The organism is Amycolatopsis roodepoortensis (assembly GCF_014873915.1).
Lineage (GTDB): Bacteria > Actinomycetota > Actinomycetes > Mycobacteriales > Pseudonocardiaceae > Amycolatopsis > Amycolatopsis roodepoortensis.
In genome coordinates this window covers 65,577-90,496 of record NZ_JADBEJ010000004.1, presented here as the reverse complement: position 1 = coordinate 90,496, position 24,920 = coordinate 65,577, and the positions used below count along the sequence as shown (strand labels likewise).

23 protein-coding genes are annotated in these 24,920 nt (G+C 69.8%); 16 read left to right on the top strand and 7 right to left on the bottom strand.

All coding sequences use genetic code 11. The annotated features are described in order from the left end of the window. Positions 1-9 precede the first annotated feature (9 nt). The 3 genes from H4W30_RS10890 (at position 10) to H4W30_RS10880 (ending at position 4,182) form a co-directional block, all read left to right on the top strand. On the top strand, positions 10-1,383 hold the full coding sequence (locus H4W30_RS10890) for an L-serine ammonia-lyase (protein ID WP_192742739.1): 1,374 nt from the start codon (positions 10-12) through the stop codon (positions 1,381-1,383). A gap of 88 nt (positions 1,384-1,471) precedes the next feature. Further along, a complete protein-coding gene (locus tag H4W30_RS10885) occupies positions 1,472-2,194 on the top strand; it encodes a FadR/GntR family transcriptional regulator (protein ID WP_192742738.1) in 723 nt (240 codons plus the stop codon). Between the two features lie 56 nt (positions 2,195-2,250). After that, positions 2,251-4,182: a transglycosylase domain-containing protein gene (locus tag H4W30_RS10880; RefSeq protein ID WP_192742737.1), complete on the top strand. Its 1,932-nt coding sequence runs from the start codon at positions 2,251-2,253 to the stop codon at positions 4,180-4,182. Positions 4,183-4,521: 339 nt separating this feature from the next. On the opposite strand, the gene H4W30_RS10875 is transcribed toward H4W30_RS10880, so the two are convergent. Both H4W30_RS10875 and H4W30_RS10870 read right to left on the bottom strand, forming a co-directional pair. Beyond that, positions 4,522-5,178, bottom strand: coding sequence for an O-methyltransferase (locus H4W30_RS10875; protein ID WP_192742736.1), 657 nt, complete (start codon positions 5,176-5,178; stop codon positions 4,522-4,524). Positions 5,179-5,210: 32 nt separating this feature from the next. Then, positions 5,211-6,038 carry an ABC transporter ATP-binding protein gene (locus H4W30_RS10870; RefSeq protein WP_126733523.1) on the bottom strand — a complete coding sequence of 276 codons (828 nt, stop codon included), beginning with the start codon at positions 6,036-6,038 and terminating at the stop codon, positions 5,211-5,213. Positions 6,039-6,166: 128 nt separating this feature from the next. On the opposite strand from H4W30_RS10870, the gene H4W30_RS10865 reads away from it, so the two are divergent. Further along, a complete protein-coding gene (locus H4W30_RS10865; RefSeq protein WP_192744051.1) occupies positions 6,167-7,483 on the top strand; it encodes an aminotransferase-like domain-containing protein in 1,317 nt (438 codons plus the stop codon). Positions 7,484-7,492: 9 nt separating this feature from the next. Here the strand turns inward: H4W30_RS10865 and H4W30_RS10860 are convergent, their stop codons facing one another. The 3 genes from H4W30_RS10860 to H4W30_RS10850 form a co-directional block, all read right to left on the bottom strand. Then, positions 7,493-9,310: a hypothetical protein gene (locus tag H4W30_RS10860; protein WP_192742735.1), complete on the bottom strand. Its 1,818-nt coding sequence runs from the start codon at positions 9,308-9,310 to the stop codon at positions 7,493-7,495. A 113-nt stretch (positions 9,311-9,423) separates the two neighbouring features. After that, positions 9,424-11,397, bottom strand: coding sequence for an SDR family oxidoreductase (locus H4W30_RS10855; RefSeq protein WP_192742734.1), 1,974 nt, complete (start codon positions 11,395-11,397; stop codon positions 9,424-9,426). Between the two features lie 58 nt (positions 11,398-11,455). Further along, complete coding sequence (locus tag H4W30_RS10850) at positions 11,456-11,674, bottom strand: hypothetical protein (protein ID WP_378234741.1); 219 nt, start codon at positions 11,672-11,674, stop codon at positions 11,456-11,458. Between the two features lie 196 nt (positions 11,675-11,870). On the opposite strand from H4W30_RS10850, the gene H4W30_RS10845 reads away from it, so the two are divergent. Beyond that, positions 11,871-13,100, top strand: a complete 1,230-nt coding sequence (locus H4W30_RS10845; RefSeq protein ID WP_192742732.1) for an NAD(P)/FAD-dependent oxidoreductase — start codon at positions 11,871-11,873, stop codon at positions 13,098-13,100. Positions 13,101-13,134: 34 nt separating this feature from the next. Here the strand turns inward: H4W30_RS10845 and H4W30_RS10840 are convergent, their stop codons facing one another. Further along, a complete protein-coding gene (locus H4W30_RS10840; RefSeq protein WP_192742731.1) occupies positions 13,135-14,382 on the bottom strand; it encodes a Bcr/CflA family multidrug efflux MFS transporter in 1,248 nt (415 codons plus the stop codon). Positions 14,383-14,612: 230 nt separating this feature from the next. Between H4W30_RS10840 and H4W30_RS10835 the strand changes: the two genes are divergently transcribed. The 6 genes from H4W30_RS10835 to H4W30_RS10810 are packed head-to-tail and all read left to right on the top strand — an operon-like array spanning position 14,613 to position 21,125. After that, positions 14,613-15,473 carry a fumarylacetoacetate hydrolase family protein gene (locus tag H4W30_RS10835; RefSeq protein WP_192742730.1) on the top strand — a complete coding sequence of 287 codons (861 nt, stop codon included), beginning with the start codon at positions 14,613-14,615 and terminating at the stop codon, positions 15,471-15,473. Further along, complete coding sequence (locus H4W30_RS10830; RefSeq protein WP_192742729.1) at positions 15,473-16,774, top strand: enolase C-terminal domain-like protein; 1,302 nt, start codon at positions 15,473-15,475, stop codon at positions 16,772-16,774. Before H4W30_RS10835 ends, H4W30_RS10830 begins: the two co-directional genes overlap by 1 nt. Next, entirely contained in the window at positions 16,771-17,532 is a 762-nt protein-coding gene (locus tag H4W30_RS10825) for an SDR family NAD(P)-dependent oxidoreductase (protein ID WP_192742728.1), read from the top strand. The genes H4W30_RS10830 and H4W30_RS10825 overlap by 4 nt, the downstream gene beginning before the upstream one ends. A 37-nt stretch (positions 17,533-17,569) precedes the next feature. Next, the gene (locus H4W30_RS10820) at positions 17,570-18,595 is read left to right on the top strand and encodes a sugar ABC transporter substrate-binding protein (RefSeq protein ID WP_192744050.1); all 1,026 of its coding nucleotides are present in this window, start codon (positions 17,570-17,572) and stop codon (positions 18,593-18,595) included. Continuing rightward, a complete protein-coding gene (locus H4W30_RS10815; protein WP_192742727.1) occupies positions 18,592-20,112 on the top strand; it encodes a sugar ABC transporter ATP-binding protein in 1,521 nt (506 codons plus the stop codon). The genes H4W30_RS10820 and H4W30_RS10815 overlap by 4 nt, the downstream gene beginning before the upstream one ends. Then, entirely contained in the window at positions 20,109-21,125 is a 1,017-nt protein-coding gene (locus tag H4W30_RS10810; RefSeq protein ID WP_192742726.1) for an ABC transporter permease, read from the top strand. Before H4W30_RS10815 ends, H4W30_RS10810 begins: the two co-directional genes overlap by 4 nt. 83 nt (positions 21,126-21,208) lie before the next feature. Here the strand turns inward: H4W30_RS10810 and H4W30_RS10805 are convergent, their stop codons facing one another. Beyond that, complete coding sequence (locus tag H4W30_RS10805; RefSeq protein WP_126733511.1) at positions 21,209-21,919, bottom strand: FadR/GntR family transcriptional regulator; 711 nt, start codon at positions 21,917-21,919, stop codon at positions 21,209-21,211. 79 nt (positions 21,920-21,998) lie between these two features. Between H4W30_RS10805 and H4W30_RS10800 the strand changes: the two genes are divergently transcribed. The 5 genes from H4W30_RS10800 to H4W30_RS10780 all read left to right on the top strand — a co-directional run bounded on the left by H4W30_RS10800 (position 21,999) and on the right by H4W30_RS10780 (position 24,883). Further along, on the top strand, positions 21,999-22,328 hold the full coding sequence (locus H4W30_RS10800) for an L-rhamnose mutarotase (RefSeq protein WP_318780581.1): 330 nt from the start codon (positions 21,999-22,001) through the stop codon (positions 22,326-22,328). After that, a complete protein-coding gene (locus H4W30_RS10795) occupies positions 22,325-23,296 on the top strand; it encodes an aldo/keto reductase (RefSeq protein WP_192742725.1) in 972 nt (323 codons plus the stop codon). Before H4W30_RS10800 ends, H4W30_RS10795 begins: the two co-directional genes overlap by 4 nt. Beyond that, a complete protein-coding gene (locus H4W30_RS10790; RefSeq protein ID WP_192742724.1) occupies positions 23,293-24,138 on the top strand; it encodes an amidohydrolase family protein in 846 nt (281 codons plus the stop codon). The genes H4W30_RS10795 and H4W30_RS10790 overlap by 4 nt, the downstream gene beginning before the upstream one ends. A gap of 160 nt (positions 24,139-24,298) precedes the next feature. Further along, positions 24,299-24,547, top strand: coding sequence for a hypothetical protein (locus H4W30_RS10785; RefSeq protein WP_192742723.1), 249 nt, complete (start codon positions 24,299-24,301; stop codon positions 24,545-24,547). Positions 24,548-24,643: 96 nt separating this feature from the next. Beyond that, complete coding sequence (locus tag H4W30_RS10780; protein ID WP_192742722.1) at positions 24,644-24,883, top strand: hypothetical protein; 240 nt, start codon at positions 24,644-24,646, stop codon at positions 24,881-24,883. Positions 24,884-24,920 lie beyond the last annotated feature (37 nt).

Here is a 24,920-nt window from a genome sequence, read left to right as displayed (position 1 = left end):
GGCAGATCAATGGCGATCAGCGTCTTCGACCTGTTTTCGATCGGCATCGGCCCCTCCAGCTCCCATACGGTGGGCCCGATGCGCGCCGCACTGACCTTTGTGGACGGTCTGGCCGCCGACGGCGACCTGACGGCCACGACGCGTGTCCAGAGCGAGCTTTTCGGCTCGCTGGGCGCCACCGGGTTCGGGCACGGCAGTGACAAGGCCGTGCTGCTCGGGCTGTCGGGGGAGCGTCCGGAGGAGATCGACACCGACACCGTTCCCGGCAAGATCGCGGAGATCCGGGAATCGGGCAGGCTCCGGGTGCGCGGCGAGCACGAGATCGTGTTCACCGAGGACACCGACCTGACCATGCACCGGCGGAAGTCGTTGCCGGCGCATCCGAACGGGATGATCTTCCGCGCGTTCGACGCCGACGGGAAGGTGCTGCGCGAGCGCACCTACTACTCGGTCGGCGGCGGGTTCGTGCGGGACGAGTCCTATGAGACCGACACTGTCGTCGTAGAGGACTCGACCCGGCTGGAGTTCCCGTTCCGTACCGGTGCGGATCTGCTGAAGCACTGCGAGGACACGGGGCTGCCGATCAGCGAGATCATGCTGCGCAACGAGCTTTCGTGGCGCACGCGTGAGGAAGTCCGCGAAGGGCTGCTGGAGATCTGGCAGGTCATGGCGGAATGCGTGCGCAACGGGTGCGAGCACGAGGGCGTGCTGCCGGGCGGGCTGAAGGTGCCGCGCCGCGCGAAGGCGTTGCACGAGAAGCTGCTCGCCGAGGACGGCGTCGGCGACCCGCTGTACGCGATGGATTGGGTGAGCCTGTACGCGCTGGCGGTCAACGAGGAGAACGCCGCGGGCGGCCGCGTCGTCACCGCGCCGACCAACGGCGCCGCGGGGATCATCCCGGCCGTTCTGCACTACTACCAGCGGTTCATCCGGGGCTCGTCGGACGACGGCATCGTGACGTTCATGCTCACCGCGGGCGCGATCGGCTCGATCCTCAAGCAGACGGGCTCGATCTCGGGCGCCGAGGTCGGCTGCCAGGGCGAGGTCGGTTCGGCCAGCGCCATGGCCGCCGCCGGGCTCACCGAGGTCCTCGGCGGTTCACCCGCGCAGGTGGAGAACGCCGCCGAGATCGGCGTCGAGCACCACCTGGGGCTGACCTGCGACCCGGTCGGCGGGCTGGTGCAGATCCCGTGCATCGAGCGCAACGCCGTCGGCGCGTCCAAGGCGATCCACGCCGCGCGGATGGCGATGCGCGGCGACGGTTCGCACGTCGTGACGCTGGACAAGGCGATCAAGACGATGCGCGAGACCGGCGCCGACATGAGCGTGAAGTACAAGGAAACCGCACGCGGCGGCCTCGCCGTGAACGTCATCGAGTGCTGATCGCCCGCGTTCAGTCCTCTGGATGCGGTAGTTGCACACGCAAGTACCGCATCCAGAGGACGAATTGCGGGCCGCCTAAACTCGAAGGGTGGAGTCGAGCACGGTCGCGAACGCGGGTGACGCGCTGTTCCGCCCGGTGCGCGCGGGCAACGCCTTCGAGGAGACCGTCGAAAGGCTGCTCCAGGCGATCCGGCTGGGCGTGGTGGGCGCGGGGGAGCGGCTGCCTTCGGAACGCGAGCTGGCCGAGCGGCTCGGGGTCAGCCGGGTGACGCTGCGCGAGGCCATCCGCGCGCTGTCCGACGCGGGTTACGTCGAGTCGCGGCGCGGGCGGTACGGCGGCACGTTCGTCAACGACGTCCTGCCAGACCCGCCCGCCACCGAAGGGCGGAAGGTCGACAACGCCACCCTGGAGGACGCCCTCGGCCTGCGGCACGTCCTGGAGACCGGCGCCGCCGAGATGGCGGCTTCACGGTCCCTCACCCCGGCCGACCGGCAGCACCTGACCAGCACGCTCGCCGAGGCGGCCGCGGCCGACGTCGGCGACTACCGGCGCAAGGATTCGCGGCTGCACCTGGCGATCGCCGAGGTCACCGCGTCCGGTTCGCTGACCACGGCGATGGCCGACGCGCGCATGCGGGTCAACCAGCTGCTCGACATGATCCCGCTGCTCGAACCGAACCTGGAGCACTCCAACGCCCAGCACGAGGCCATCGTCGACGCGATCCTCGCCGGGGACTCCGAAGCTGCCCGGCGGGCGATGACGGAGCACGTCGAGGGGACGGCTTCGCTCCTTCGGGCCTTCCTCGCCTGACCGCGTTTCGGTGATTTTCCCACAACCTTTTCACTCGTTCGGGCGTCTAACCTGGCGTGGAGAACCCGGATGCACCCGAGTCGGAGACCACGGCCACCCCGGAGCCGAAAGGGAAGAAGCGCAGGTGGCGGCGGATCGCCGCCTGGACGCTCGGCCTGCTCGTCGGCATCCCCGTCGTCGCGTTCGGGCTCGCGTACGTCCTGCTCGACGTCCGCAGCCCGCAAGAGGTCCTCGCCGACCTCGACAAGACCGTGGTCCTGCAGAACGCCGACGGCTCCGAACTGCTCAAGGTCGTCCCGCCCGGCGGCGACCGGCTGTTCGTGCCGTACGACGCCGTCCCCGCGAAACTGCGCGACGCGATCGTCGCGACCGAGGACCCGACCTTCTGGGACAACGAAGGCTTCGATCTCACCGGGCTCGGCCGCGCGCTGGTGACCGGCGTCGGCGGCGGTTCGGGGATCACCCAGCAGTACATCAAGAAATCCACCGGCAACGAGGACGCCACCCTCACCCGCAAGTTCTCCGAGCTGGTGCTCGCCACGAAGATCACCCAGCAGCAGACCAAGAAGGAGATCTTCGAAAGCTACGTCAACATCATCTCGTTCGGCCGCGGCACCTACGGCCCGGCGTCGGCGATGAACGCCTACTTCGGCCGCAAGCTGGACGATTCGATGACCTGGAGCGAGGCGGCGTTCCTCGCGGGCATGATCCAGTCGCCGTCGGTGCACGACCCGTACGCGTCCAGCCATGAGCACGCGAGGAAGCGCTGGTCCTATGTGATGAACAAGCTGGTCGCGCGCGGTTACGTCAGCCAGGCCGAAGCGGTCACCATGACCTATCCGGAGGACGCGATCCAGGCGCCGTCGGAGACCCGGGCCGGTCGCGTGACCTACGAGCAGTACCACATCAAGCAGCAGGTCCTCGCGGAACTGGAACAGGTCGGTTACCCGCTCGACCGGCTCCGCGGCGGCGCGATGAAGGTCGAGACGACCATCGATCCGCGAGCACAGGCCGAAGCCGAGAAAGCCGTCAAGGAACGCTTGAAGGGGCAGCCGGAGCACTTCCGCGCGTCGCTGGTCGCCGTCGAACCCGGGACCGGCGCCATCCGCGCCTACAACGGCGGTGGCTGGAGCGTGCACGACTACGCCGGCACCCCGTACGGCACCGGCTCCGCCTTCCAGCCGTTCATCCTCGCCGCCGGTCTCGAACGGGGCGCCGGCGTGGACGAACCGCTCAAGGCGCCCGCGGAGGTCGACTTCCTCGGCGAAACCTTCAAATTCGAGGACCAGTGCGGTGAAGCGGGGAAATGCACGCTGCGCGAGGCGATGGTGCGGGGCGCCAGGGGCCCGTTCGTCGACCTGGCGAAGAAACTCGGCGCGGAGGCGGTCCGCGAAGGCGCCCGCGCGGCCGGGATCCCCGAGACCGTCGACGGCGCGGTGACGCTGCGGGAGAAGGACGGATTCCTGATCAGCCCCGGGATCGCGGTCGGCCGTTATCCCTTGCGCCCCAGCGACATGGCCGGTGCCTACGCGACCTTCGCCGCCGACGGAATGCGCGCCACCCCGCATCTGGTGTCGAAGATCCGGGACGAGAACGGCGAGATCGTGTGGGAACGGCCGTCGGACCGGGCGCCCGCGTTCAAGGACGACGAGGCGCTGAGCCGCCGGATCGCCGGCACGATGAGCCAGGTGCTGGCCACCGGACTGAAGGACCGCCCGGCGGCGCTGAAGACCGGCGACTTCCAGTTCGAGGAGACGGACGACAACGCCGGCGGCTGGGCGGTCGGGTACACGCCGCAGCTGGCGACGGCGGTCTGGGTCGGCTCCGACGAGCCGCGCCGCATGCGGGACGCCGCCGGGGAGAAACTGACCGGGCGGACGATCCCGGCCGACGTTTGGCAGCGCTTCATGAACGGTGTGCACCAGGGGATGCCGGTGCGGTGGCCGGAGGGCTCGGGCCCGCGGCCGGTCACGACGGCGCCGCGGTGAGGGTTTCCGCCCAGGTGCGTTCTGGCCAAGGTGCCCCGGTCTGAGGTGGTGTCGCGAAAGCCACTTTCGGGACGTCAGACGTCGCGAAAGTGGCTTTCGCGACACGGTCGCCAGGACGGCACAGGACCGGGCCTGGCCGGGCGTTGCGAAAGCCACTTTCGCAACGTTGGAGGTTGCGAAAGTGGCTTTCGCAACCTCCGGCCAGACCCGGCACCCAGCAGCTGAAGGGACACCGATACCGAGTGGGACGACACGCGTGATTAGACGGACGACACGTGTGATCAGACGGACGACACGCGTGTCTGGACGGACGACACGACCGCGGCCGCGAGTCGTCCGTCAGGGCTTCACCAGCACGACGGTCAGCCCGTCGTAGCCCTTGCTGCCAACCGTCTGGACGGCCGTCGCGTCGACGCGAGGCTCGGCGGCGATCATCTCGTGCAGCCGCCTGATCCCTTGGACGTTCGGGTCTTCGCTGGCGGCGTCGGTCACCGCGCCACCGCGGACGACGTTGTCGACCACGATCACGCCGCCGGGCCGGACGAGTTTCAGCGACGCCTCGAAGTAGGCCGGGTTGTTGACTTTGTCGGCGTCGATGAACGCCAGATCGATCGGGCCCTCGACCGACGGCAGCAGGTCCAGCGCCTTGCCGACGCGGACGTCGACCAGCCCGCCGAGCCCGGCCGCTTCGATGTTGGCGCGCGCGACCTCGGCGTGCTTCGGGTCGTATTCGAGGGTGACGAGCCTGCCCTGCGGCGGCAGGGCGCGGGCGAGCCAGATCGTGCTGTACCCGCCGAGCGTGCCGATCTCCAGGATGGACCGGGCGCCGATCATCCGCGCCATCAGGTTGAGCAGTTTGCCCTGGTTCGGCGCGACGGCGATCGACGGCAGCCCGGCCCGATCCGACGCCTCACGCGCGCCTTCGAGGGCGGGATCGGCCGGGATGAGCACTCCGGACAGGTAGTCGTCCACTTCGGACCACAGTTGCTGTGACATGGCACCTCCGCCGCCAACCTACTCCGGGATGATCACGCGGCGCGGCGCCCGGCCTTCGGGATCACCAGCGGGGTCCCGGTTTCGGGACACGGCATCACCCGGCAGGGCAGCTCGAAGATCTTCTCGACGTTGGCCGCGGTCACCACCTCTTCGGGCGAGCCCGTCGCCAGGACCTCTCCGCCGCGCATCGCGATCATGTGCGTCGCGTAGCGGGCGGCGTGGTTGAGGTCGTGCAGCACCGCGACCAGCGTCCGGCCCTGTTCCTGGTGCAACTGCGCGCACAGGTCGAGGATGTCCATCTGGTGGGCGATGTCCAGGTACGTCGTCGGCTCGTCGAGCAGCAGGAGATCGGTCTCCTGCGCGAGCGCCATCGCCATCCACACGCGCTGCCGCTGACCGCCCGACAGTTCGTCGACCAGCCGCTCGGCGAGGTCGTCGACCCCGGTGGCGCGCATGGACTCCGCGACCACGGTGGCGTCCTCACGGGACCACTGGCGCAGCAGGCGCTGGTGCGGGTACCGGCCACGCGCGACGAGGTCCGCGACGGTGATGCCGTCGGGCGCGATCGAGCTCTGCGGGAGCAGGCCGAGCCGCCGGGCGACCTCCTTGGCGGGGAAGGAACTGATCACCTGCCCGTCGAGGAACACCGACCCCTGGCGGGGTTTGAGCATCCGCGCGAGCGCGCGCAGCAGGGTCGTCTTGCCACAGGCGTTCGGGCCGACGATGACGGTGAACGACCGGTCGGGGATGACCACCCCGAGGTCTTCGGCCACGGTCCGGCCGTCGTAGGCGAGCGTCAGCGCGTCCGCGTGCAGGCGGGACGTCGTGCTCTGCTCGGTGAGGGTTTCCACGGTCTCCACGCAGGTTAGGCTAACCTAGGAGTCCGCCGTTGTGGTGTTCCGTAGGTCGCAGTCGGCTCACGACGTTCGTCGATGGCATCATCCCCAGTGCAATCGCGTGAATGCACTCGGTGCGATCGAAGGACGGCATGGAGGACTACCGGATAGTCGCGGACGAGATCTCCGCCGACGTCGAGGCCGGAAGGCTCCGGCCAGGCGACCGGCTGCCCCCGCAGCGGCGGTTCGCCCGCGAACGCGGAATCGCCAACTCGACCGCCGCCAGGGTCTACGGCGAACTCGTCCGGAGAGGTGTCGTGGTCGGCGAGGTCGGCCGGGGCACTTTCGTCCGCGCCGGGAGGCCGCCGCTGGAGACCGCGCTCGCCGAACCCGGTGGCGCGACGGTCGACCTCGAGCTCAACTTCGCCGTCCTCCCGGAGCAGTCGGCTCTGGTCGGGAAGGCGCTGGAGCCGCTGCTGCGTGACGACGTCCTGACCGCGGCGCTGCGACCGGGAAGCGTCTCGGGCTCGAAGCAGGCACGTGACGCCGTCGCCGGGCTGCTCGCGAGGGACGGCTGGACGCCGGAAATCCTCTTCGCCGGGAGCGGGCGCCAGGCCATCGCGGCCGCCATCGCCGCCTTCGTGCCGATGGGGGAGCGCCTCGCCGTCGAAGCCATCACCTATCCCGTGGTCAAGGCACTCGCCGGACGGCTCGGTGTCCAGCTGGTGCCCATCGAGACCGACGACCTGGGTCTCGTTCCCGAGGCCCTCGAAGCCGCGTCCGTCCGCGCGCTGTACGTCCAGCCGACGCTGCACAACCCGCTCGGGTCCACAATGGACGAAGCGCGGCGCGCCGAGCTGGCGGAAACCGTGCGGCGGATGGACATCCCGGTGATCGAGGACGGTATCTACACCTTCCTCCGGCCCGAGGTCCGCCCGTTCGCGGCGTACGCGCCGGAGCGCACCGTGTTCGTCGACAGCATGTCGAAACGGCTCGCCCCGGGGCTGACCACCGGCTTCCTCGCCGTCCCGGCGGAATGGCGGGAACGGCTGGCCGCGGCCGTGCGCTCGGGCGGCTGGGTCGCGCCCCGGCTCGCCGTCGAAGCCGCGACCCGGTGGATCACCGGCGGGACGCTGGAAACCGTCGAGCGGGCGAAACGGCTCGACGCCGCGGAACGCCAGCGGGTGACGGCGGCGCGGCTGGCCGGGTTCACCCTGCGTGCCGATCCGCAGGCGTACCACTGCTGGTGGGAGCTCCCCGAGCACTGGCGCGCCGAGACCTTCGTCGCCGCGGCCGCGCGGCGCGGGATCGCGGTCACCCCGGCGGCCGCGTTCGCCGTCGTCCCGGGTCACGCCCCGAACGCGGTGCGTCTCGCCGTCTCGTCGCCGCCCCTGGAGACGCTCGGCGCCGCTTTGGACGTCCTCGCCGGTCTCGCTTCCGGCCGCCCCGAAGACGCCGGCGTCGACTGACCCCACGCGTCAGGGGCGCGGCGCCCACTTGCCGACGAAGCTGCCGCAGGTGACGGTCTGCCCGGTGAGCCGGGACCGCAGCGCGTTCTCCAGCCCGAGGTAGTCGAAGATCGGCGCGTCACCGGCGACCTCGGCGGGTACCGGCCCGCCCTTGGCGAGCGCGGGCATGCCGACGGTCTGGAACAGCACCAGGTAGTCGCCTTCGCGGTTGAGGACGTCGGCGGTCGCGAGCATGCGCTCCGGAGCGTCGGCGACGATCTCCAGCGGCAGCGGCCATTCCAGCGGGAACGGGTTGCGCAGGCCGAAGGCGGGATACGCGAACGGGTTGTCCGGCAGGACGGCCGTGCGCCCGGCGGGGAACCGCGCGACGCAGTCCTGGATCTGGGAGATGTAGGTGAAGGTGCCCGGATTCGTCCGGATCCCGCGCATCGACGGCGTCACTTCGCCGAGATCGCCGGTCAGCTTCTCGTGGGCCATGTCGAGGTACGCGGCTTCGTCGTGGTGCGCGACCACGGCCCAGCCCGACGCCAGCACCGCGACCAGGCCCATCGCCGTGGCGCCGGCCAGCCTGAGCCGGCGGGACGGCTCCGGTAGTGGTGGCAGCGCGTCCGCCACCAGCAGGATCGCCGTCAGCGCCAGTGTTCCGGTGAACAGCGTCGGCGTGTCGTTCCCCCAGGACAGGCTGGTCATGAAGCCGGTCGCGTAGACGAGCGCGCCCATCCGCGAGAACCGCCGCGTCGCCGCCCAGTTCACCAGCAGCGCGACACCGAGGATCCACCAGAGGACGTCCGCCCAGCGCGACGCGCCGGTGAAATGCCCGTCGACAACGGTGCCGACCACCACCGCGACTCCGGCAAGGAGCAGCAGCCGCGCGAGGACCGCCCCGGCGCGGCCCGCGCGCTCGCGGAAGATCCCCAGCAGGGCCAGGAACACCCCGGCGATGGCGAAGAAGGTCAAGCCCCGTACCGGCGGCCGCAGCAGCGACGCGGGGTTTTCCAGCCACAGCCCGAGAAGCCGCTCGCCGTACGCGGGCAGGCCGCCGGTGAGCTGCTCGGCCATCGCGCCCAGCCCGCCGTCGAGGGTGACGATTCCGAGGTAGACCACCAGGAAAGCGCCCAGCGCCAGCAGATCCCAGGCCAGCCGGGCCCACCAGCGGCCGGTGCGGAACGCGCCTTCCCGCAGCGACGGGTGCAGCAGCAGCCAGCACAGCGCGATCAGCGGTACCGGCGCGAAACTCTGTTTGACGAACACCGCGGTGCCCAGCAGCACCAGGCCGAGCCGCCGTGGCCACGCCTTGCCGTTGCGCAGCCCCGAATCCAGTGCCCAGGCGCCGCAGGCGGTCAGGAAGATCCCGTCGATCGTGTGCCAGGCCATCAGCGGGAAGGCGTTGAGATTCAGCAGCGACGCGGCCGCCGTCAGCCCGGTGAGCCCCGGGCCCCAGTCGCGGACGCGGCGGCGGGTGACCAGCACGGCGAACGCGATGGTCGCCAGGATGATCTCCAGCATGCTGAGCACGCTGGAGACGAAGAACAACGGCCCCGGCAGCACGAAGTCGACGATGTGCAGGTACGCCGAACCCAGCGGCCGCGCGGAGATGATGTCGGAATGCGGGACTTCGCCGTGCAGCACCCGCCACGCCTGGGCGAGGATGAAGCCCTGGTCCGAAGGGTGGAAACCGAAGCGCCCCACCCGGAGTTCGGTGGCGACGGCGAGCGCGAGCACCCAGAGCGCGTGCAGGGACAGCCGCAGCACTGTCCTGGACGGACGTACCGCTGACCTCCCAGCGGCGTCCGGTCCGGTCGACAGCGGGGGACTGGCGACGTCCACACTGCCCCTTCCCGGTCGTCCTGCCTCGGCCCGTGCCCGCCGACCCCCCGGCGTATCGGAAACCGATGGTAGCGGCCGGGGGCGTCCCCCGATCGAGCCCCGGCGGCAGGCTCTCAGGGACGGCGGCGCCAGACCAGCCGGGTGACCGCGCCCGCCACCGACGCGAGCGGAGCCTTCCGGGGCAGGCCACGGGATTCCGGCGCGGACTCCGGCATGGCGCGGTAGACGAGGTGGGCGAAGAACCGTGCCGTCTTCGGTGCGACGAGCGTCACGAGTTCGGCGGCGGTTCCTTCGGGCAGGTTCAGGATCTCGGGTCGTTTCTCCAGTGCCTTCACCACCAGTGCGGCGGCGCGTTCGGGGGAGCTCGACGGCATGCCGCGATACGAACCGGTCGGCGCGATCATGTCGGTGCGCACCAGCGGCATCCGGACCGAGGTGAAGGTGACGCCGTCGGAAAGCGTTTCCCGGCCGGCGGTCAGCCCGAACTCCTCCAGCGCGGCCTTCGAGGCCAGGTAAGCGGAAAACCGCGGGGTGTCCGTTTGCAGTCCTTGGGTGGTCACGTTGACGACGTGCCCGAATCCGCGCGCGGTCATCGACGGCAGCAGGCCGAGCGTCAGCCGCACGGGGCCGAAGTAGTTGATCGCCATCGTCCGCTCGTAGTCGTGGAACCGTTCGGTGGACAGCGAAAGCGACCGCCGGATGGAGCGGCCCGCGTTGTTGACCAGCATGTCGACGGCGCCGTGCGCGGCGAGCACGTCCTTGACCAGCGCGTCGACGGCACCCCCGTCGGTGAGGTCGCACGGGTACGCCGACGCCTTCCCGCCCGCCGCGACGATCTGCTCGCGGACCTGTTCGAGTTCGTCGGCGCGCCTGGCCACGAGGATCACTTCGGCGCCCTTCGCGGCGACGGCGAGCGCGGACGCGCGACCGATACCCGAGGACGCGCCGGTGATCAGCACCTTGCGGCCGTCGAGGGGTTCCGGCCCCGGACGGCGGCGGCCGCGGTCGGGGTCCAGGTGCTCCAGCCAGTACCGGTAGAGCGGGCCGGCGTACTCCTTCAGCGGCGGCAAGGTGATCCCGCTGCCTTCGAGCGCGGCCGTCGTCACGCTCGTGTCGAAGTCGACCTCCATGCTCAGATGCGGCAGGACTTCCAGCGGGATGCCGAGCTCGGCCAGCACCGCCGCGCGGGCCGGCCGCCCGCCGGGGACCCGGTCGAATCCGGCGGCCGCGGATTTCGCCAGCCGGGTTTCGGCCCGCTTCAGCGCTCCGGACGGCCCGGGAGGAAGGACCGCGGAGATCTTCGGCCCGCCCGCGGCCCGCGCGAAGGCGTTGTAGACCTCGTGAAGCGGCTGCGGCCGGGGCGACGCCAGGTGGTACGTGCTCCCGCTGGGCGCGTCGGCGTGTATGAGGTGTTCCATCGCTTCGACGACGTAGTCGACCGGAACGAGGTTCGTGGCGCCGAGATCCGGTGCGGCCAGCGGCAGACGGCGGGGCAGCGCGGCGAGCCGCGAGATCGCGGGCAGGAAGTAGTACGGACCGTCGATCTTGTCCATCTCACCGGTACGCGAATCACCGGCCACGGCGGACGGCCGATACACCCGGAACGGGGTTTTCCCGTGCTGCCGCACGAGTTTCTCCGCCTCGAACTTCGTCGCGTGGTACGGCGAAGCGAAACTCTGGCCGAGGTCGAAGTCGGCCTCGGTGAACCGCCCGGCGTACTGCCCGGCGACCGCGATCGAAGAGACGTGGTGGAAGAGCCCGGCCTTCGCGGCGGCGGCGAACTCCAGGACGTTGCGGGTGCCGTCGACGTTGGCCGCGCGGTTCGCCGCTTCGTCCGCGGTGAGGTCGTAGATCGCGCCGAGATGCACGACGTGGTCGAGCGGCTCCAAGCAGGCGGGATCGACGCCCAGCAGGGGTTCGGTCAGATCGCCGGTGACGGGAACGAGCTTCTCGTGGCTCGGGAGCTTCCCGCGTGAGGTCTCCCTCACGAGAACGTGGACGGCTACGGTCTCAGGTCGCCGTAGTAGGCGCGCGACCAGGCGTTTTCCCAGAAAACCCGTCGCGCCCGTCACGAAGTAGGTGGTCATGGCCGGCTCCTTCCGAACGGGGCCGACTCTACCTACTCAGAAGTAGGAACGGTAGTTGTCATTCATGGTGATCCGGATGTTCGGCCACCGCGACCACGGCGTCGCGGAGCGCGGCGCGCAGGCGCCCCACGTCCAGCGGCCCGAGCACGGCGGCCTCTCCGGGCGGCGCCACGAGCACGATCTTGTCGCTGCTCACGAACACCGTCACGTCTCTGCGCCTGCCCGCGAGATCCCGGCAGCCGACCGACCATTCGTCCCGGGGTGTCAACGTCCTCATCCTCCCGTATCCCATGATCTCCCTTTCTCGTCCGAGGCTGGGACGAGCCGCTTTCGGGGCCGTGACGCGGGTTACCCGACATTCCTACTGATGGGTTAACCGATCCTTCGTATCGTGATCGACTTCCGTTCTCGCTAGGCCGGAAGTGGCGGTACGGGAGTAGCGTCCGGGGGAGGGACTGCTTGGGAGGTCATGGATGTCCGAACCCAGGAAGATCGTCATCGTCGGCGCCGGTCTCGCCGGAGCGACGGCGGCCGGGACGCTGCGGGAACGCGGTTACGCGGGAGAGATCCTGCTGCTCGGCACCGACACGCATCGCCCGTACGAACTACCGCCGTTGTCCAAAGGGCTCCTGATGGGCAACACCGATGAACCCGACTGGGTGCACGACGACGGTTTCTACGCGGAGAAGCACATCGCCTTCCGGAGCGGAGTGACCGCGACCAAGATCGAGCTCGGCGCCCGCCTCGTGCACGACGACGCGGGCGGAGAGCACCGATTCGACCGGCTCGTGCTCGCGACCGGCTCCCGACCGCGCTCGCTGCCGGTGCCCGGCGGGGATCTGCCGGGACTGCGGACCCTGCGCACCCTCGACGACGCGCTGGCGCTGCGCTCGGCGTTCAAGGACGCCCGGCGGGTGGTGATCGTCGGCGCGGGCTGGATCGGCACCGAGGCCGCCGCGGCCGCCAGGGAACACGGTGCCGAAGTGACCGTGGCCGACCAGGTCGGCTCACCGTTGCTCGCGGTGCTGGGCGAGCAGGTGTCCGGCGTCTTCAAGGATCTGCACACCGAGCACGGGGTGAACTGGCGGCTGGGTGAAGGCGTCGCCGGATTCACCGGCGGTCCCGACGGGGTGACCGGTGTACGTCTTCAGAGTGGTGACGAGCTTCCCGGGGACGTCGTGCTGGTGGCCGTCGGCGCCGCGCCCCGGGTCGATCTCGCGCACGCCGCCGGGCTGGAACTGTCCGACGACGGCGGGGTCTGCGCCGACGCCGGCCTGAGGACGGCCGCGCCCGACGTCTACGCCATCGGCGACATCGCCGCGCATTTCCATCCCCGCTACGGGAAACGCGTCCGCGTCGAGCACTGGTCGAACGCGAAGTGGCAGGGCGAGCACGTCGCCGGGAACCTGCTGGGCGAGAACGAGCCGTACCTGCGGAGCCCGTATTTCTTCTCGGACCAGTACGACCTCGGCTGCGAATACCGGGGTCTCGCCGATCCCGAACGTGACGAGCTCGTGGTGCGGGGTGACCTCGCGGCGCGGGACTTCACCGCGTTCTGGCTGCGGGACGGGCAGGTGACCGCCGCGATGAACGTCAACCAGTGGGATGACGGGGACGCCTTGAAGGCACTGGTCGAGGGACGCGCGACGGTGACCGCGGAGCAGCTGAAGACCGCTGACCTCAACGGACTCGTGAGTGGTTAGGACGGTTAGAACCGTCCTAACCACTCACGAACCCCTACGCCCGCGCGACCGCCAAAGCCGCCGTGGCGGGCCGCGTCATGGTCCCGAAGGCCAGCAGCGCGAGCACGCCGAAGGCCGCCATCACGATCCCCATCGGGACAGCGGTGCCCGGACCGCCCAGCCCGACCAGCGGCGTCGCCAGCCCGCCGACGACGAACTGCAGCACGCCCAGCAGCGCCGACGCCGAACCGGCGGACCGCGCCTGTTCGGCGAGCGCCAGCGAACTCGCGTTCGGCGCGACCATGCCGATACTCGACACCAGGACGAACAGCGGGATCAGCAGCCCGATCAGGCCGAGGTCCAGCACCGTCGCGGCCAGGACGCCGAATCCGGCGATCGCCGCGATGACGAGACCGACGGTCAGCAGGGTCCGTTCCGGGAAGCGGCCGACGATGCGCCCGTTCAGCTGGCCGACGGCCACGATGCCGATGCCGTTGAGCCCGAACACCAGGCTGTACGCCTGCGGGCTGAGCCCGTAGACGCCTTGCAGCGCGAAGGACGAGCCGGAGATGTAGGCGAACAGGCTGCCGAACATCAGCCCGGAGGCCAGCGCGTAGCCGAGGAAGCCGCGGTCGCGGAGCAGGCTCGCGTACTTCCGCAGCACCGAGCCGAACCGCGCGGGGGTGCGGCGTTCCTCGGGAAGAGGTTCCGGCAGCAGGAAGAAGACGACGGCGAGCAGGAGCGCGCCGAACACGGTCAGGCAGACGAACACGCCGCGCCACGAGGTCCAGTTCAGGATCTGGCCGCCGATGATCGGCGCCAGGATCGGGGCGAGCCCGTTGACCAGCATGAGCAGCGAGAAGAACTTCGTCATCGCGGTGCCGGAGTAGAGGTCGCGCACGGTCGCCCTGGCGATCACGATGCCGGCCGCGGCGCCGAAGGCCTGGACGCCGCGTGCGGCGATGAGCAGTTCGGCGGTCGGGGCGACGGCGCACAGGATCGAGCCGACCATGTAGAGCGCGAGGCCGGCCACGAGCGGTTTGCGGCGGCCGATCGCGTCGGACAGCGGTCCGAGGATCAGCTGGCCGATGGCGAGCCCGATGATGAACGCGCTCAGCGTGAGCTGGACGGTCGCGTCCGCCGCGCGCAGTTCGCCCGCCATCTGCGGCAACGCGGGCAGGTACATGTCGATGGACAGGGGCCCGAAGGCGGACAGGCCGCCGAGGATCAGGACGAACCGGGCGCGGCCGGTCGTGACGGGCCGCGCGACGGGTTCTTCCACTCGCTCGGGCGCGATGGTCATGCTCGTTCCTTCCCCAGTCATGGTTCCGCGAGGAACAACTTGCTTAGAGTAGGTAACTATTCCCGCTGTGAGTCTCGCCACCCGGACTTCGCAAGACTGATCCGATCAATTTTCGACCCAAATCCGAACGGCCCCTAGATCTCCCGGAAGGTCGTCGGGTATACATCGGATGTCTGTTCGTTGCTGTGGGAGCCGTTGATTGTTGGCGGTTCGGCTTGAAGGGAAGATCCGTGCAGCTGTTGCGACTCGGGGAGCCGGGAAGTGAGCGTCCGTTCGTACGTGCCGGGGACGGCACGCTGCGCGACCTCTCGGCGCTGACCGCCGACATCGATGGCGGCTTCTTCGCGGGCGACGGCGTCGCCAGGGTCGCCGCCGCGCTGGCCGCCGGTGAGCTGCCCGAAGCCGGTCCCGAAGCCGCGCGGGCCCGGGTGGGCGCGCCGATCGCGCGGCCCGGCAAGGTCGTCTGCATCGGCCTCAACTACCGGCAGCACGCCGAGGAGTCCGGCGCCGAGGTCCCGGCCGAGCCGGTCGTCTTCATGAAGGCCCCTGACGTCGTCGTCGGCCCGCAGGACGACGTGCTCGTGCCGCGCGGTTCGACGAAGACCGACTGGGAGGTCGAGCTCGGCGTCGTCATCGGCAAGACCGCGCGCTACCTCGAAAGCGCCGAAGAAGCCTTGGAGTACGTCGCCGGCTACACCGTCTCGAACGACGTGTCCGAGCGCGAGTTCCAGCTCGAACGCGGCGGCACCTGGGACAAGGGCAAGTCGTGCGAGAACTTCAACCCGCTCGGCCCGTGGCTGGTCACCGCCGACGAGGTGCCCGACCCGCAGGACCTCGGCCTGCGGCTGTGGGTCAACGGCGAGAAGAAGCAGGACTCGTCGACCAAGGACATGATCTTCTCGGTCGCCGAGATCGTGCACTACGTGAGCCAGTACATGGTGCTGCGCCCCGGAGACCTCATCAACACCGGCACCCCGCAGGGTGTCGCCCTCGGGCAGCCGGACCCCAAGCCATACCTGCGCGAAGGGGACGTCATCGAGCTCGAAATCGACGGCCTCGGCCGTCAGCGCCAGAACGTCAGGCAGGCGTGATGGCGAAGATCGTGGGCATGGAGGTGCTCGACGTCCGGTTCCCCACCTCGCGGGAGCTGGACGGTTCGGACGCCATGAACCCGGACCCGGACTACTCGGCCGCGTACGTCGTGCTGCACACCGACGGCGGTCCGGACGGCTACGGGCTCGCCTTCACCATCGGGCGCGGCAACGACGTCCAGGCCGCGGCGATCCGCGCCCTGGAACCGCACGTCGTCGGCAGGGACGTGCCCACCGACGCGGCCGCGCTCGGTGACCTGTCGCGGGCCTTGGTCGGCGACTCGCAACTGCGCTGGCTCGGCCCGGAAAAGGGTGTCGCGCATATGGCGATCGGCGCCGTCGTCAACGCCGCGTGGGATCTCGCCGCGCGGATCGCCGGCCTCCCGGTCTGGCGGTTCGCCGCCGGGATGTCGCCGGAGGAGCTGGTCTCCCTCGTCGACTTCCGCTACCTGACCGACGCGCTGACCGAGCAGGAGGCGCTGGAGATCCTCCGTGCCGCCGAGCCCGGCCGCGCCGAGCGAATCGCCAAGATCGAGCGCGACGGCTACCGCGCGTACAGCACTTCCCCCGGCTGGCTCGGCTACTCGGACGCGAAACTGATCCGGCTCGCCGAACAGGCGGTGGCGGACGGCTTCGAGATGATCAAGCTGAAGGTCGGCGGGAATCTGGAGGACGACGTCCGCCGGATGAAGCTCGCCCGCGAGACCGTCGGCCCGGACATCCGGGTCGCCGTCGACGCGAACCAGCGCTGGGACGTCTCGACCGCGATCACCTGGATGACCGCGCTGGCGCCGTACGACCCGTACTGGATCGAGGAACCCACCTCGCCGGACGACGTGCTCGGGCACGCCGCGATCGCCAAGGCGCTCGCCCCGATCCGGGTGGCCACCGGCGAACACGTCCAGAACCGCGTGGTGTTCAAGCAGCTGCTGCAGGCGGGCGCGATCTCGGTGCTGCAGCTGGACGCCGCCAGGGTCGGCGGGTTCAACGAGAACCTGGCGATCCTGTTGCTGGCGGCCAAGTTCGGCATCCCGGTCTGTCCGCACGCCGGCGGCGTCGGGCTGTGCGAACTGGTCCGGCACCTGTCGATGTTCGATTTCGTGGCGGTTTCCGGCTCCGACGCCGACCGGTCCATCGAATGGGTCGACCACCTCCACGAGCACTTCACCGATCCGGCCGCCGTCGTCGACGGCCGCTACGTCGCCCCGTCCGCGCCTGGTTTCTCGGCCCGGATGCACGACGCGACGCTGCGCCGGTTCACCTTCCCCGACGGTCCGGAATGGACGGAGACAAGCAAGTGAGTGAGTTCGAAGGCCTCGTCGCGGCGGTCACCGGAGGCGCGTCGGGAATCGGCCGGGCCACCGCGGACCTGCTCGCGTCGCGCGGGGCGAAGGTCGCGGTGCTGGACCTGAATCCCGGTGATCTTCCCGAAGGCCTCGCCGGATTCCGCTGCGACGTCGGCTCCGACGAGGAGGTCCGGTCGGCGATCGACGCGGTCGTGGACCGGTTCGGCAGGCTCGACGTCCTGGTCAACAACGCGGGCATCGGCGCGCAGGGCGACGTCACCGCCAACGGCGACGACGAATGGCACCGCGTGCTCGACATCAACGTCGTCGGCATGGTGCGGCTGGCGCGGGCGGCGTTGCCACACCTGAAGAACTCGCCGTCGGCCGCGATCGTCAACACCTGCTCGATCGCCGCGTGGGCGGGCTTGCCCAACCGCGCGCTGTACTCGGCCAGCAAGGGCGCGGTGCTCTCGCTGACCCTGGCGATGGCGACCGACCACCTCGCCGACCGGATCCGGGTCAACTGCGTCTGCCCTGGAACCGCGGACACCCCCTGGGTCGGCAGGCTGCTCGACGCGGCGGGCGATCCGGAGGCCGAACGCGCCGCGCTGGCGGCCCGGCAGCCGATGGGCAGGCTGGTCACCGCGGACGAGGTCGCGAACGCGGTCGTGTACCTCGCCAGCCCGCTGTCGGCTTCGACCACCGGCACGGCGCTCGCTGTCGACGGAGGGATGTACGGGCTGCGTCCGCGCGGCCCGGTCCACCACCAGTAGTTTCGCTGCCATCAAGGAGGATGCGGTGCGTACGAGGGTGATCAAGGTGGCCGCCGCGGCCACCGCGCTCGGGCTGGCGCTGTCGGCTTGTGGGTCCACAAAGGACAATGCTCCCCAGCCGGGTGCGGGTGGCGGTGGCAAGGTCGGCGCGACGATCCCGTTGCTGACCTCGCCGTTCTGGCAGGCCTACAACAACTACGTACCGCTGAAGGCGAAGGAACAGGGCGTCGAGGCGCTGCCGACGGTCAACGCGGACAGCGACCCGGCGAAGCAGATCACCGACATCAACACCCTGCTCAACCAGGGCGTCAAGGGCCTGGTCGTGACCCCGCTGGACTCCGCCGCCGTCGTGGCGGGCCTCAAGGCGGCGGAGAACAAGGGTGTCCCGGTGGTGGCGGTCGACGTCGCGCCGGAGGGCGGCAAGGTCGCGATGGTGGTGCGCGCGGACAACAAGGCGTACGGCACCAAGGCCTGCGAGGCGATCGGCGCGAAGGTGACGTCGGGCAAGGTCGTGCAGGTCATGGGCGATCTCGCCTCGGTCAACGGCCGTGACCGCTCCGAGGCGTTCCGGCAGTGCATGAAGACCAAGTACCCGGAGGTCCAGGTACTCGAGGTCGCCGCCGAATGGAAGGCGGACAAGGCTTCCTCCGGTTTGGACAGCCTGCTGACCGCGAACCCGGACATCAAGGCCGTGTACATGCAGGCGGGCGGCGTGTACCTGGCGCCGACGCAGCAGGCGCTCAAGCGCAAGAACCTCTACTTCCCGGTCGGCGACCCGAAGCACGTGGTGCTGGTCAGCAACGACGGCATCCCGCAGGAACTCGCCGCGATCCGCGCGGGCGAACTCGACGCGACCGTCTCCCAGCCCGCCGACGACTACGCCAAGTACGGCATGTACTGGATCAAGAAGGCGATGGCGGGGGAGACCTTCAAGGCGGGACCGACCGACCACGGCAGCACCGTTGTCGAGGTCCGGCCCGGCATCCTCGAAGACCAGCTCCCCGCGCCCGTCGTCACCAAGGACAACGTGGACGACAAAGCCCTCTGGGGGAACAACCTGTGAGCGCGCTGCCCGCCGGATCCGCCGCCGTGCCGGTGGTCAGCGCACAGGGCGTCGGCAAACGCTACGGGCCCACCGTGGCGCTGTCCGACGTCAGTCTCACCGTGCACCCCGGCGAGTCGCACGCGCTCGTCGGCCGCAACGGTGCGGGAAAGTCGACCCTCGTCTCCATCCTCACCGGACTGTCCAAAACGGACACCGGGCACGTCGAGTTCGGCGGTGTCCCCGCGCCGCCCTTGTCCAAGCAGGACGACTGGAAACGCGCGGTCGCCTGCGTCTACCAGCACGCGATGGTCGTACCGCAGCTGACCGTCGCGGAGAACCTGTTCCTGAACCGCCAGTCCGGCAAGGGGTTCGCGATCGGCTGGCAGCGGTTGCGCCGTCAGGCGCGGGAACTGCTCGACTCCTGGGACGTGCGGGTCGACGTCGAAACCCCGGCGGGCGAGCTTTCGGTGGAGGACCGGCAGTTCGTCGAGATCGCCAGGGCGCTCTCCTACGGTGCCCGGTTCATCGTGCTGGACGAGCCGACGGCGCAGCTGGACAGCCAGGCGATCGAGCGGCTCTTCGCGCGGATGCGCCAGATGCAGGACAACGGGGTGACGTTCCTGTTCATCTCACATCACCTCCATGAGGTTTACGAGGTCTGCCAAGCGGTCACCGTGCTGCGCGACGCGAAGCACATCCTGACCGCGCCGGTTTCCGAGGTCGGCCGTGCCGAGCTGATCGACGCGATGACCGGCGAGCAGGGCGGGCTTTCCGTCCGTGACGCCGCCACGCGCGAGGCGTTGGACGAGGGCGCCGAAGAGGTGCTGACCGTCGACGGGCTTTCCGGTGACGGCTTCGAGGATGTGACGTTCCGGATCCACCGCGGCGAGGTGATCGGGCTCGCGGGCAGCAACGCCAGCGGCAAGCACCAGGTCGCCGAAACCGTGTACGGATTGCGTTCGCCGTCCTCCGGCACGATCCGGGTGGACGGGAAGCCGCTGAAACCGGGCGACATCCCGGCCGCCATCCGAGCCGGGATCGGTTGTGTGCCGAGGGACCGGCATCACGAGGGACTGGTGCTGGAGCACTCCATCGCGGACAACGCCACACTGTCCATCTTGGACCGCATGGGGAAGGGTGGCCTGGCGTCACCGGGCGCGCGCTACGGCCGGGCCGCCCAGGCGTTGCGGGACTACGACATCGTCGCGGCCGACGCGGACCAGCCGGTGTCCGACCTTTCCGGCGGCAACCAGCAGAAGGTCGTCCTGGCCCGTGCGCTGGCCGGGGATCCGCGTCTGGTGGTGCTGATCAACCCGACCGCGGGGGTGGACGTGAAATCGAAGGAGGCGCTGCTCGCGGTCGTCGACCGGGTGCGCGCGGAGGGCAAGGCGGTGCTGATCGTCAGCGACGAGCTGGACGATCTCCGTCTGAGCGACCGGGTGCTGGTGCTGCGCGCCGGTGCCGTGGTCGCCGAACACCGGGCGGGCTGGCCGGACGGCGACCTGGTGGCCGACATCGAAGGAGTCGAACGGTGACCGAACTGATGACCGATCCGAAGACTTCGACGTTCGCGGCGCCGCCGAAGCGCCGGAAGTTCCGCTGGCTGCGCGAACTCGCGTTGATTCCGGCGCTCATCGTGGTGCTGATCATCGGAGGACTGATCAGTGACACCTTCCTGACCTTCGGCAGCATCGTCGGGATCCTGTCCGCCTCGGCCGCGCTGTCGATGGTGGTGCTGGGCGAATCGCTCGTGCTGCTGACCGGGAAGTTCGACCTGTCGCTGGAATCCACCATGGGCATGGCGCCCGCGCTCGGCGCGATGCTGGTCATCCCGGTGGCGTCCTCGGGTTTCGGCACGGAGATCCCCGGTTTCGCGGGCATCCTCGCCGTGCTGGTGGCCGGTGCCGCGGTCGGCTTCGTGAACGGTTTCCTGATCGTCAAGCTGAAGCTGAACGCCTTCATCGTCACGCTGGCGATGCTGACGGTGTTGCGCGGCACGCAGATCGGGTCCACGCAGGGAAAGACGCTCTTCGACCAGCTGGACGTGTTCACCGCGCTGGCCACGACGACGTTCATCGGGCTGCCGATGTCGGTGTGGCTGGCCGCGGCGCTGTTCACCGTGTTCGGGCTGGGGCTGCGGTATCACCGGATCGGCCGGTCGCTGTACGCCATCGGCGGTAACCGCGAGGCCGCGCGGGCCGCCGGCATCCGCGTCGACCGGATCTCGTGGGGTGTCTTCGTGGTGGCCGGGGTGCTGGCCGCGCTCGGCGGGCTCGCGTACACCGGCTACGTCGGCGCGCTCGGCGCCGATCAGGGCGACGGATTGATCCTTCAGGTGTTCGCCGCTGCGGTGATCGGCGGTGTCTCACTGGACGGTGGGAAGGGCACGCTGGTCGGGGCGCTCACCGGCGTGCTGCTCCTGCAGACGGTCACGAACCTGCTGCAGGTGGCGCAGGTGCCGCCGGAATGGCTGAAGGCGATCTACGGCGTGATCATCCTGGTCGCGTTGATCATCTCCCGCTATGCCGGTGGGAAGGCTCAGACCTAGCAGTCGAGCGCGTGAAGGCCCCCTTCCCTCGGCTCAGCCGGGGGAAGGGGGCCTTCACGGGACGATCGGAGGAGAGTGCGGTGTCAGGAAGCTTCGGCGGCCGAAGTGGGGTCGTCGGCGGTGCCGAGCGCGTTGCGGAGCCACTGCTCCACGCCGGCCACGTGCACGGTCGCCCACGAACGCGCGAGTTCGGGCTCGCGGGCCGCGATGGCCTCGTAGATCGCCGTGTGCTGCTCGCGGGTCTTCGCGACCGCGCCCTCCTGGGTGAGCCCGCGCCAGATGCGGGCGCGCGCGGTGGGGCCGGACAGGCTGTCCAGCAGCGAGCACAGCACCGGATTGCCGGAGCCGTCGGCGATCTTGCGGTGGAACTGCAGGTCGTTCGCGACCAGCGCCTCCACGGTCGGCGAGTCGGCCAGTTCGTCGAGCAGGCGGCCTAGTTCCTCGATGTCCTCGTCGCTCATGTGCACCGCGGCCATCGCCGTCGCAGCCGGTTCGAGGATCCGGCGCACGGCGAGGAAGTCCAGCACGGTGTCGTCGCGGTGGAAGTCCACCACGAACGTCATCGCGTCGAGGAGGAGATTCGGTTCGAGGCTGGTGACGTACGTCCCGTCGCCCTGCCGGACGTCGAGCACGCGGATCAGGCACAGCGCCTTCACCGCTTCGCGCAGCGAACTGCGGGACAGACCGAGCCGCTGGGCCAGTTCGGCCTCCTTCGGCAGCCTGTCGCCCGGAGCAAGCTCACCGGAGATGATCATGTCCTTGATCTTGTCGATCGCGACATCGGTGACCGGCATGTTCCACCGCCCTCCCCGAAGACCTCGGATGTTTGAGTGTTAGTTGACAGAGTGCCATGTTTCGAATGAAGGAGGCGCGGTGACCCACGGTGTCGCACCACAAAGAGTGGCACTCCACACCCGGCTGAAGCCGGGCAAGGAGGCCGAATACGAGTCGGTCCACGCCGTCATCCCGCCCGACCTGGACGAAGCCCTGCGCGGTGCGGGCGTGCGTTCGTGGCGGATCTGGCGGGACGGGCTCGACCTTTTCCACGTCGTGGAGGTCGACGACTACGCGAAGATGCGTGCGGTCCTGCGCGATCATCCGGCCAACATCCCGTGGCAGGCGCGGATGTCGGAACTGCTCGACGTCGAAGACGACTACTCGGGCGGCGATTCGGGGCTCGGCCTCGTCTGGGAGCTTCCGTGAAGATCCCCCTGTCCCCACTGGGGCTCGGCTGCGCGCAGCTGGGCAACCTGTACCACGCCATCACCGACGAGACGGCCGAAGCGACCGTCCGGCAGGCGTGGGACGAAGGCATCCGCTACTTCGACACCGCGCCGCACTACGGTCTCGGGCTGTCGGAACGACGGCTGGGCGCGGCGCTTTCGGCGTATCCCCGCGCGGATTTCGTGGTCTCCACGAAGGTCGGCCGCGTGCTGGAACCCGATCCCGAAGGCGCTTCGCGCACCGACTCGCAGGGTTTCGTCGTTCCCGCCGCGTACAAGCGCCGGTGGGACTTCAGCCGCGACGGGATCCTCCGGTCGCTTGAGGACAGTCTGGAGCGGCTGGGGCTCGACCGCGTCGACGTCGTCTACGTGCACGACCCGGACGAGCATTTCGAGGACACCGTCGACGGCGCGTTCCCCGCGCTGCTCGAACTGCGGGAGCAGGGTGTCGTCGACGCCATCGGGGCCGGGATGAACCAGGCGCCGATGCTCACGGAGTTCGTCCGCCGCTTCGATCTCGACGTGATCCTGCTGGCGGGCCGGTACACCCTGCTCGACCAGCCCGCGCTCGACGACCTTCTCCCGTTGTGCGCGGAACGCGGCGTGGACGTGGTGGCGGGCGGGGCGTTCAACGCCGGGATCCTCGCCACCGCTTCGCCGGGCACGATGTACGACTACGCCGAGGCTCCCGCCGAACTGGTCGAGCGCGCCCAGCGGATCGCCGACGTCTGCGCGCGGCACGGGGTCGAACTCCCGCAAGCAGCTTTGGCGCTGCCCGCCGCGCATCCGTCGGTGGTGTCCGTCGTGGTCGGCGCGCACGATCCCGGCCAGGTCCGGCTCAACGCGGAACGTTTCCGGCGCCCGGTGCCTCGCGAGTTGTGGACGGACCTGATCCGTGCGGGACTGTTGCGTGAGGACATCGTGCTGCGACAGGAGGGACGGCCGTGATCGACGCGCACCACCATCTTTGGGATCCGTCGCGGCGGGAGTACCCGTGGATGACCGGCACGGCACTGGATCCGATCCGCCATCCGTACACAGTGGACGATCTCCGCGCGGTGACGAAGGCGGCGGGGGTGAAGGGGACCGTGCTGGTGCAGACGGTCTCGTCGGAAGAGGAGACGCGCGAGTTCCTTTCCGTGGCTCAGGCCGAACCGCTCGTCGCCGGCGTCGTCGGCTGGACGGACCTCACCGCGCCGGACGTCGCCGAGCGCGTGGCCTCGTTTTCCGGGCCGCTGGTGGGAATCCGGCACCAGGTGGAGGACGAGGCGGACCCGTCCTGGCTGACGCGGCCCGAGGTCCTGCGCGGTCTCGCCGCCCTCGGCGAGGCAGGGCTGGCGTACGACCTGCTGGTGAAGCCGCCGCAGCTCCCCGCCGCGCTCGCCGCCGCGAAAGCGTTACCGGACCAGGTTTTCGTGCTCGACCACGCCGCGAAGCCGCCGATCGCCTCGGGTGAATGGCAGCCGTGGGCGGACGGTGTCGCGGCGCTGGGGGAGCTGGACAACGTGTACTGCAAGCTTTCGGGGCTGGTGACCGAGGCCGACTGGGCGCGCTGGAAGGTCGGGCAGCTGGCGCGCTGGGCCGAGCACGTCCTGGAGTCTTTCGGCGCTTCGCGGCTGATGTTCGGCTCCGACTGGCCGGTCTGCGAGCTCGCGGCCGCGTACGAAGTCGTCGTGGATACCGCTTTTTCGCTGACGGGCTCGCTGAGCGATGCCGAGCGGCTGGAGTTCTTCGACGGCAACGCGAAGCGTGCTTACCGGCTCCCCTCGGCGGGTACCCGGCCTTCATGACTACAGCACCCTTCGAACCGAACCCCCACACCGGGGAAGTCCGTATCGCGGCCGCGGACGCCGGACCGGGCGCACCGGAGCCCGCCGAAGGCTTCGGGCCCGTCGACAACGAGGACGACACGTCCGTTCCTACGGACGATGAGGACGAGGGAGAACCGCGATGACGGTGACCAGTGCGGATCTCCGCCGTTTGCTCGATTCCGATCTGCCGGAACCGGTGCTGATCCTGGTCGGGGGCGAGCTCCGGGTGGTCGCCGCCGGCGGTGAGGCGCACCCTGACGGGGCGATGGTGGTGACGACCGCGGAGGAACTCCGGGCCAGGGTCGCCGGGAAACCGCACCCGGACGAGGACGAGCTCAGGCTGGCGGCGTCCGTCCTCGACACGATGGTCGTGCAGCGGGGAGCGTGAGCGGGCCGGATGTGCCGAGCCCCACGTGCCGCACCGGTTTGGCCGATGGCGGGGCGGGTATCGACTGCTCGTGACTATGGAGAAAGAACCCCACCGGTGATCGTCGTGGCTCTGGTGATCAGCGGGGTCGCGCTCGTGGTGGCCCTGGTGGCGTTGCGCGTCGCCTTCGTCGCGCAACGCCGGGCGATGGAGTCACGCGCCCAGGCGCGGCGGGCCAGCGCCCGCGCGGACTCGCTCAGCGAGCGGTTACGTGAGGAGACACCCCAGGCGGAACCGGATCCCTCGGTGGTTTCGAAGGTGCTCCGGGCAGTTGGCTTCGCCGGACTGTGGCGGTGAACCGCTCCGGGAAAGAGGAAAGTGGTCGGCGCGGGGT

Coding starts and splice junctions, on each gene's coding strand:
- H4W30_RS10890 (WP_192742739.1), top strand. CDS start 10: ATGGCGATCAGCGTCTTCGACCTGTTTTCGATCGGCATCGGCCCCTCC.
- H4W30_RS10875 (WP_192742736.1), bottom strand. CDS start 5,178: ATGTCACAGCAACTGTGGTCCGAAGTGGACGACTACCTGTCCGGAGTG.
- H4W30_RS10865 (WP_192744051.1), top strand. CDS start 6,167: ATGGAGGACTACCGGATAGTCGCGGACGAGATCTCCGCCGACGTCGAG.
- H4W30_RS10855 (WP_192742734.1), bottom strand. CDS start 11,397: ATGACCACCTACTTCGTGACGGGCGCGACGGGTTTTCTGGGAAAACGC.
- H4W30_RS10850 (WP_378234741.1), bottom strand. CDS start 11,674: ATGAGGACGTTGACACCCCGGGACGAATGGTCGGTCGGCTGCCGGGAT.
- H4W30_RS10845 (WP_192742732.1), top strand. CDS start 11,871: ATGTCCGAACCCAGGAAGATCGTCATCGTCGGCGCCGGTCTCGCCGGA.
- H4W30_RS10840 (WP_192742731.1), bottom strand. CDS start 14,382: ATGACCATCGCGCCCGAGCGAGTGGAAGAACCCGTCGCGCGGCCCGTC.
- H4W30_RS10830 (WP_192742729.1), top strand. CDS start 15,473: ATGGCGAAGATCGTGGGCATGGAGGTGCTCGACGTCCGGTTCCCCACC.
- H4W30_RS10805 (WP_126733511.1), bottom strand. CDS start 21,919: ATGCCGGTCACCGATGTCGCGATCGACAAGATCAAGGACATGATCATC.
- H4W30_RS10785 (WP_192742723.1), top strand. CDS start 24,299: ATGACGGTGACCAGTGCGGATCTCCGCCGTTTGCTCGATTCCGATCTG.